Origin of the sequence: Corallococcus llansteffanensis (assembly GCF_003612055.1) — a bacterium.
Taxonomy (GTDB): domain Bacteria; phylum Myxococcota; class Myxococcia; order Myxococcales; family Myxococcaceae; genus Corallococcus; species Corallococcus llansteffanensis.
Genome location: NZ_RAWB01000445.1, coordinates 1 through 8,276 on the forward strand (window position 1 = coordinate 1; position 8,276 = coordinate 8,276).

The 8,276-nt window shown below is 70.6% G+C and carries 6 protein-coding genes; 3 read left to right on the top strand and 3 right to left on the bottom strand.

The annotated features are described in order from the left end of the window. Window positions 1-45 precede the first annotated feature (45 nt). Both metH and D7V93_RS31340 read left to right on the top strand, forming a co-directional pair. Window positions 46-3,504 (top strand): methionine synthase, encoded by a 3,459-nt coding sequence (gene metH, locus D7V93_RS31335; RefSeq protein WP_120646883.1) that lies wholly within the window; start codon window positions 46-48, stop codon window positions 3,502-3,504. A 57-nt stretch (window positions 3,505-3,561) separates the two neighbouring features. Beyond that, window positions 3,562-4,656, top strand: coding sequence for a uroporphyrinogen decarboxylase/cobalamine-independent methonine synthase family protein (locus D7V93_RS31340; protein ID WP_120646879.1), 1,095 nt, complete (start codon window positions 3,562-3,564; stop codon window positions 4,654-4,656). 12 nt (window positions 4,657-4,668) lie between these two features. Here the strand turns inward: D7V93_RS31340 and D7V93_RS31345 are convergent, their stop codons facing one another. Further along, window positions 4,669-4,917, bottom strand: coding sequence for a DUF2934 domain-containing protein (locus tag D7V93_RS31345; RefSeq protein ID WP_120646880.1), 249 nt, complete (start codon window positions 4,915-4,917; stop codon window positions 4,669-4,671). 179 nt (window positions 4,918-5,096) lie between these two features. Beyond that, window positions 5,097-6,287 (bottom strand): A/G-specific adenine glycosylase, encoded by a 1,191-nt coding sequence (gene mutY, locus D7V93_RS31350; protein WP_120646881.1) that lies wholly within the window; start codon window positions 6,285-6,287, stop codon window positions 5,097-5,099. A gap of 140 nt (window positions 6,288-6,427) precedes the next feature. Here mutY and D7V93_RS31355 point away from each other — a divergent pair, with 140 nt between their 5' ends. Beyond that, window positions 6,428-7,393 (top strand): PD-(D/E)XK nuclease family protein, encoded by a 966-nt coding sequence (locus D7V93_RS31355; protein ID WP_120646882.1) that lies wholly within the window; start codon window positions 6,428-6,430, stop codon window positions 7,391-7,393. 3 nt (window positions 7,394-7,396) lie between these two features. On the opposite strand, the gene D7V93_RS31360 is transcribed toward D7V93_RS31355, so the two are convergent. Continuing rightward, on the bottom strand, window positions 7,397-8,276 hold an 880-nt coding region (locus tag D7V93_RS31360), incomplete at its 5' end, for a tRNA threonylcarbamoyladenosine dehydratase (protein WP_244237630.1).

The following is an 8,276-nucleotide window of genomic DNA, read 5'->3' on the forward strand; positions in this document are numbered from 1 at the left end:
CCGAAGTCCGCCGCCACCAGGGAGTGGTTCTGCAGCAGCGTGCCCATGGCACCACCCAGCCCCAGGATGCGCGAGCGCATCCTGGTGCTGGATGGCGCCATGGGCACGCTGCTGCAGAACCACACCCTGGTGGCGGCGGACTTCGGCGGCCCTGAGTACGAGGGCTGCAACGAGATCCTGGTCCTCACGCGCCCGGACATCCTCGAGGGCGTCCACGCGAAGTACTTCGCCGCGGGCGCGGACGTGACGGAGACGGACACCTTCGGCGGCACGCCGGTGGTGCTGGCGGAGTTCGGCCTGGGCCACAAGGCGCTGGAGATCAACACCGTGGCGGCGCGCCTCGCGCTCAAGGCGGCGAAGGCCGCGGAGGCGAAGGACGGCCGGATGCGCTGGGTGGCGGGCTCCATGGGCCCCACCACCAAGGCCATCAGCGTCACGGGCGGCATCACCTTCGAGGAGCTGTCGGACAGCTTCTCCGTGCAGGCGGAGGGGCTCGCGCTGGGCGGCTCGGACTACCTGCTGGTGGAGACGGCGCAGGACACGCGCAACGTGAAGGCTGCGCTCATCGGCATCGACCGGGCGTTCCACAGGCTGGGCTGGGCCATCCCCGTGGCGGTGTCGGGCACCATCGAACCCATGGGCACGATGCTCGCGGGCCAGTCCGTGGAGAGCCTGGCCGCGTCGCTGGAACACACGGAGTTGCTCTACCTGGGGCTCAACTGCGCCACGGGTCCGGACTTCATGACGGACCACATCCGCACGTTGTCCGCGATGAGCTCCTTCCCGGTGTCGTGCGTGCCCAACGCGGGCCTGCCGGACGAGAACGGCCAGTACCTGGAGTCGCCGGAGATGATTGCCCGGTCGCTCAAGCGCTTCTGTGACAACGGCTGGCTCAACGTGGTGGGCGGCTGTTGTGGCACGCACGTGGGCCACATCGAGGCCCTGGCCGCCATGGTGAAGGGCCTGAAGCCGCGCACGGAGGTGCCGAAGCCGCGCTCTTCGCTGTCCGGCGTGGACTACCTGGAGGTGACGGACGAGCAGCGCCCCATCATCGTGGGCGAGCGCACGAACGTCATCGGCAGCAAGAAGTTCAAGGAGCTCATCGTCGCGGGCCAGTTCGACGACGCGTCCGAGATCGCCCGCGCCCAGGTGCGCCGCGCCGCGCAGGTCATCGACATCTGCCTGGCGAACCCGGACCGCGAAGAGCTGGAGGACATGCGCCACTTCCTGGAAGTGGTCGTCAAGAAGGTGCGCGTGCCGCTGATGATCGACTCGACGGACGAGAAGGTCATCGCCATGGCGCTCACGTACTGCCAGGGCAAGGCCATCATCAACTCCGTCAACCTGGAGGATGGTGAGGAGCGCTTCGAGAAGGTGGTGCCGCTCGCGCGCGCGTACGGCGCCGCGCTGGTGGTGGGCTGCATCGATGAAATCGGCATGGCCGTCACGGCCGAGCGCAAGCTCCAGGTGGCCGAGCGCAGCTTCGAACTGCTCACGAAGAAGTACGGCATGCGCGCGGAGGACCTGTACTTCGACCCGCTCGTGTTCCCCTGCGCCTCCGGCGACGCGCAGTACACCGGCAGCGGCGTGCAGACGATCGAGGGCGTGCGCCTGATCAAGAAGCGCTTCCCGCAGTGCCGCACGGTGCTGGGCATCAGCAACGTGTCCTTCGGCCTGCCCACCGCGGGCCGCGAGGTGCTCAACTCCGTGTTCCTGTACCACTGCGTGCAGGCGGGCCTGGACATGGCGCTCGTCAACTCGGAGAAGCTGGAGCGCTACCCGTCCCTGCCGGAGGAGGAGCGCAAGCTGTCCGAGGACCTCATCTACAACCGGGGCACGGACCCCGTGACGCCCTTCGCGGCGCACTTCCGCGAGCGCAAGCCCGCCAGAGCGCAGGTGAGCAGCCTGCCCCTGGAAGAGCGGCTGCAGCGCTACATCATCGAGGGCACGCGCGACGGCCTCTTCGCGGACCTGGACCTCGCGATCCAGAAGATGCCGCCCCTGGAGATCATCAACGGGCCGCTGATGAAGGGCATGGACGAGGTGGGCCGCCTCTTCGGCGCCAACGAACTCATCGTCGCGGAGGTGCTCCAGAGCGCGGAGTCGATGAAGGCCGCGGTGAGCCACCTGGAGCCGCACATGAGCAAGACCCAGGCGGCGTCGCGCGGGAAGATCGTCCTCGCCACGGTGAAGGGCGACGTGCACGACATCGGCAAGAACCTGGTGGAGATCATCCTCGCCAACAACGGCTTCCAGGTGGTGAACCTGGGCATCAAGGTCCCGCCCGAGCAGCTGGTGAAGGCCGTGCGCGAGCACCAGCCGGACATCCTCGGGCTGTCGGGCCTGCTGGTGAAGAGCGCGCACCAGATGGTGGCCACCGCGGAGGACCTGCGCCGCGCCGGCGTGGAGACGCCCATCCTGGTGGGCGGCGCCGCGCTCAGCCGCAACTTCGTGGACCGCAACATCGCCCCGGCCTACGGCGGCGGCACGGTGGCCTACGCCCAGGACGCGATGAACGGCCTGGAGCTGGCGAAGCAGATTGTCGAACCCGGCGCCCACACGAAGCTGCGCGAGGACCTGGCCGCGCGCCGCCTCAAGCTCGCGCAGGAGGTGAAGGAGCGCCCCGCGCCCGCCGCTCCCGTGCGCCGCGCTCGCAGCACGGAGGTGCCGGTGGTGGCCACGGTGCCGCCCGCGCCGGACTTCGCGCGGCACGTGCTGACCAACACGCCGTTGGACCACATCTGGAAGTTCATCAACCCCGTGATGCTCTACGGCCGGCACCTGGGCCTGCGCACGTCGTCGCGCGCGCTGGGCACCCCGGCGGAGGCGGAGCTCGCGAAGACGGAGGAGGGCCGCAAGGCGCTGGCGTTGAAGGAGTCGGTGGAGGAGCTGAAGACGCTGCTCCGGGACGGCGTGATGCACGCACGCTCGGTGTTCCAGTTCTACAAGGCCGCGAGCGACGGCGACCGCGTGCTCCTCTTCGACGGGACGACGGGAGCGCCCGTCACGTCCTTCGACTTCCCCCGCCAGGACAAGGAGAACGGGCTGTGCCTCGCGGACTACGTGAGGCCGCTGGAGGGCGGCAAGCCCGTGGACGCGGTGGCGATGTTCGTCACCACGGCGGGCTCCGGCATCCGCGAGCTGGCGGATGACTTCAAGGCGAAGGGCGAGTTCCTCAAGATGCACGCGGTGCAGGCCCTGGCGCTGGAGACGGCCGAGGGCTACGCGGAGCTCCTGCACACGCAGCTGCGCAGCATGTGGGGCTTCCCGGACCGGGCGGACATGTCGATGCTGGAGCGCTTCCGCGCGGAGTACACCGGCAAGCGCTACTCGTTCGGCTACCCGGCGTGCCCCCGGCTGGAGGACCAGACGAAGCTGTTCGAGGCGCTCAAGCCGGAGGACATCGGCGTGCAGCTCACCGACGGCTGCATGATGGAGCCCGAGGCGAGCGTGTCCGCCATCGTCTTCCACCACCCGAACGCCACGTACTTCTCCGTGACCTGATGCGTTGGGGGCCCGAAGTCCGGGCCCCGCCTTCGCGGAAGGGTTAGATTGACGGCCATGCCTTCGCCCACCATCCGTCGCGCCGTCCAGCTCCTGCCCGCGTGTGCCACCACGGGCATCGGCAGCCTGCCGCACACCCAGGTGGAGCTGGGTCTGCAGGCCGCGCTCGCCATGGACATCCCGTTCCTGCCCCAGCTCCCCGTGGGCCATCCCGCGGAGCTGATGCTTCCCGCCGCGCTGGAGGGCCTGCCGGGCCTGAAGTTCGACGAGGACGGCGTCTGCACCGTGGACGTGGACGGGTGGACCGCCGGCCGCGCTGGCTTCGAGGCGAAGCTGGACCAGGCCCTGGCGTCCGGGAACCTGGAGGCCTTCGAGCCCACGGCGGAGGCGTGCCGGGCGTGGAAGCCGTTCCTGTGGGAGGTGGAGCACCGCAAGCTCGCCTTCGCGAAGGCGGAGCTCGCGGGGCCCTTCACGGTCCGCTCGGTGGTGCGCACTGCGACGGGTGAGCCGGTGCTGGCGGTGCCGGGCCTGGACGCGGCGCTGTACCGGCTGGTGATGGTGCGCACGCTCGCCATGGTGCGCGCGCTCAAGCGCACGGGCACGACGCCCCTGTTCTTCCTGGACGAGCCGGGCCTCTACGCCTACGTGCGGATGAACCCGCAGCACCTGCTGGCGCAGCAGGAGCTGCGGCTGCTGGTGGTGGCGCTGCAGCGCGAGGGCGCGCTCGTGGGCATCCACTGCTGCGGCAACACGGACTGGGGCGTGCTGCTGGACGCGCAGGCGGACCTGCTGTCCCTGGACGTGCGGCTGTCGCTGGACGCGATGCTGGAGGAGCGCGAGGCGCTGGAGCGCTTCCTCGCTTCAGGCGCGACGCTCAGCCTGGGCATCATCCCCACGGACCTCGCGTCCACGTACTCGGTGGAGGAGCTGTCGGACTCGGTGGAGGCGTCGCTGAAGGCGGCCCTTCCGCAGGGCATCGGCTTCGCGCAGGCCGTGTCCACGGTGCTGCTGACGCCCGCGTGCGGGCTTGCGATGCGCTCGGTGGTGGACGCCGAGCGCATCCTGGAAGAGCTGAAGCAGGCGCAGCGCCGGCTGAAGCGGGCACTCGAGTTCGAGCGCCCGTCCGTCCAGGGCCTGCCTCCCGCGCACTGAAGAAGCAGCGGGCTACTGACGGCCGAGCTTCAGCTCGCGCTCGGCCTGGAACCAGTCCTGCTCGGAGCTGCCGTGGGTGCCGCCCCGGGCCTGGTAGATTTCAAAGGCCCGGCGGGCGATCTGCTCGTTCGTGGGCGCGGGAGAGGGGCTCCGGGTCGCGTTGGCGCTCGCGGCCGGCTGGGCCGTCGGGTCCTGGGGCCGCTCCGGCGTGGACTTCGGAGCCGGGCTCTGGGGCATCTTCTGCGAGTTCTGACGGGCCATGGCAACTCCTCCTGGGGGAATGGCGTCCCGCAGCTTCAGGCGGCCCCTGACATCACGGAAGCGACCCGGTGAGTCGGGGGTTGTCGGAGCGACAGCGCGGAACGCTCACTGTCGTGGGTTGGACTCCAGAACGGGACCCAGGTCCAGGGCTTCGAAGCGTCCCAAGCCGCCCGCCAGGCTCAGCGCTGCGTCGCCTTCCTGCCGCGCGACGGGGCCTTCTTCCCGGGGGCCGCGGGCGCATCGCCTCCCATCACGCCATGGCCCAGGGCCGCGTCGAGCGCGCGCTGCATCGCGGTGCTCATGCCCAGCGCCTCCGCCTCCTGGGGTGTGCACCAGCGCAGCTCCTGGAACGCGGTGGACCGCGTGGGGCGCGGGCTTCCGGACACGCGCAAGAGGCGCAGCGTGAGGTCGCGGTGCGTGAGCTGCCGGCGCACGCTGTCCAGCGTGCCCTCCAGCGTGAGCGCCGCGCCGAGCGTCGTGGAGAGCCGCTGGGTGGCGTCCGCCTCCGTCGTGTCCTCCTCCACCTCCACGGCGGGCAGCTCCCACAGTCCGCCGAAGAGGCCCTTGTCCGCGCGCCGCGCGAAGAGGAGCGTGCCCGCGTGGGGCCACACCGCGAGCGCCAGGAACAGCTTCCGGGGCGCGGCGCGCACCTTGGCCGGGGGCAGCTCGTCCACGCGGCCCTTGCGGTAGGCCATGCACCCGTCGCGCACGAGGCACAGCAGGCACAGCGGTGACTCCGGGCGGCACACCGTGGCGCCGTGCTCCATCAGCGCCTGGTTGAAGTCCCCGGGCCGCTCGCCCTTCACCAGCGCCGTGGCCAGCGCCCACAGCGTGGCCTCGCGGTCGCGGTCGCCGGGCAGGCCCTCCACCTCGAAGAGGCGGGAGAGCACGCGGGCCACGTTGCCGTCCACGATGGGCGCCGGTTCGCCGAAGGCGATGGAGGCCACGGCCCCGGCGGTGTAGCGGCCGAAGCCGGGCAGGGTGATGAGCTCCTCCGCCGTCGCGGGGAAGTTGCCGCCAAAGCGCTCCACCACCTCCTGCGCGGCGCGGTGCAGGTTGCGCGCGCGGGTGTAGTAGCCCAGCCCCTTCCACCCGGAGAGCACGTCGTCCAGGGGGGCCCGGGCCAGGGCCTTCACCGTGGGAAAGCGCGCGAGGAAGCGCTCCCAGTACGGGATCACCGTGGCCACCTGTGTCTGCTGGAGCATGACCTCGCTGAGCCAGATGGCGTACGGGTCGCGGGTGCGGCGCCAGGGCAGGTCGCGCTTGTTCCGGTCGTACCAGGAGAGCAGCGGGCCGCGCAGGCCGGTGTGACGTTCAGGGGAGATGGGAGGGGGGGCGGCCCCGGTGTCGGTGCGCTTGCGTGGGCTCATGTGATTCCCGGCGGTGGCAGGCGGACACCATACCCGTACGGTCGGGCGAACCCGGGGTCTTTCCACGATTCGGGCGGTTGTCTCCCCGCTCGTCCCGCTTCTGGCGGGACGGGCGATCGCCTATAGGATGCGCCGCGTCCATGGCCCGCCCTCCTCTTCACAACGACTTCTCCTGGTCCAAGAGCCGCCACGAGAAGTTCTCCGAGTGCCTTCGGGCCTACTACCTCTACTACTACCGCTCCTGGGGCGGCTGGGAGGCGGACGCCGCGCGCGACGTGCGCGAGCTGTACGTGCTCAAGAAGCTGTCCAACCGCTACACGTGGGCGGGCAGCATCGTGCACGAGGCCCTCAAGGACGTGCTGCTGGACTGGCGCGCCGGCCGCGAGGTGGACCCCAAGGCCGTGGAGGCGCGGGCGCACAAGCTGATGCAGGACGACTTCCGGCACTCGCGCTCCAAGGCGTACTGGACGCAGAAGTACCGCAAGCCCTTCACCGGCCTGGCGGAGCACGAGTACGCGGAGGCCATCCCCAACGAGGCGTGGAAGCAGAACTTCGAGACGGTGCGCTCCGCGCTCGCGTGGTTCTTCCAGTCGCGCTGGCCCACCATCGCGAAGGGGCTCAAGCCCGCGCAGTGGCTGGAGGTGGACGCGGGGTTCGACTTCGCGCACTTCACCCACGAGGGCGTGAAGGTCTTCGCCATCCCCGACTTCGCCTACGTGGACGACGCGGGCTCCGTCGTGGTGGTGGACTGGAAGACGGGCCGCTCGCGCGAGGGCTACGACGAGCAGGTGCTGGGCTACGCGCTCTACATCTCGCAGCGCTACCGCTACCCGCTGGAGAAGGTGCGCGCGTCGCTGGTGTACCTGAACGAGGGCCTGGAGCACGACGTGGCGGTGGATCCGTCCGCGATGGCGTCGTTCCACCAGCACTTCGCGCGCAGCGTGGCGGGGATGCGGGCCCTCCTGGTGGACCCGGCGGCCAACACGCCGAAGGAGGCGGAGGCCTTCCCGATGACGGGCGACCTCAACGCCTGTGCCCGCTGCGTCTTCCGCCGCCCGTGTGGCCGCGAGGCGGCGGTGGCGGAAGCCCGCCCGCGCGTGGCCTGAGCCCTAACGGGTCGCGGCCAGCCGGCGCACCACCACGCCCGCGGCGTTCATGCCGAACGCGGAGGTGACGAACGCCACGCTGCCGTCAATCTGCGTGCGGTGGTCGCAGGTGTGGAACTCGTTGTCCTGCGGGCAGACGCACAGGAAGCCGTCGGTGGCGTCGTCGTAGTTGAGGGGCACCGGCTGCCGGCGCGTCTCGATGGAGTACACGGCGGTGATGCCGGTGTGGCGCTCCGTCTCCACGCCGTACTTGCGCTTGAGCAGCTTGCGGATGTCCTTGGCGAAGGGGTCCATGTGCGTCTCGCACAGGTCCTCCACGCGGATGGCCGTGGGGTCCAGGCGGCCCGCCGCGCCCATGGAGCTGACCACCGGCACGCCCAGCGTCACGCACCGGTGCAGCAGGTGCAGCTTCGCCTTCACGTTGTCGATGGCGTCCACCACGAAGTCGTAGCGGCCCGCGGGCAGCAGGGTCTCCGCCAGCTCCTCGCGGTAGAACTCGCGCAGCGCCTCCACCTTCGCCTGCGGGTTGATCTCCTGGCAGCGCTGCGCCATCAGCTCCGCCTTGGACTTGCCCACCGCCTTCACCGTCGCGTGCAGCTGGCGGTTGGTGTTGGTGACGCACACGTCGTCGTGGTCCACCAGCGTCAGCCGGCCCACGCCGCTTCTCACCAGCCCCTCCGCGGTGAAGCTGCCCACGCCGCCCAGGCCGAACACCACCACGTGCGAGTTGGCCAGCCGCTCCATGGCGTGGTCGCCCAGCAGGCGCGCCGTCCGGTCGAACCTGCGCGACAGCTTGAAGGGCTTCGCGAGCGAGGGCTCGACGACGGCGTTCGGAGCGGCCGGGACGCTGGAGGCAACCTCGGGCTCGGCGGCGGGGGCGGGG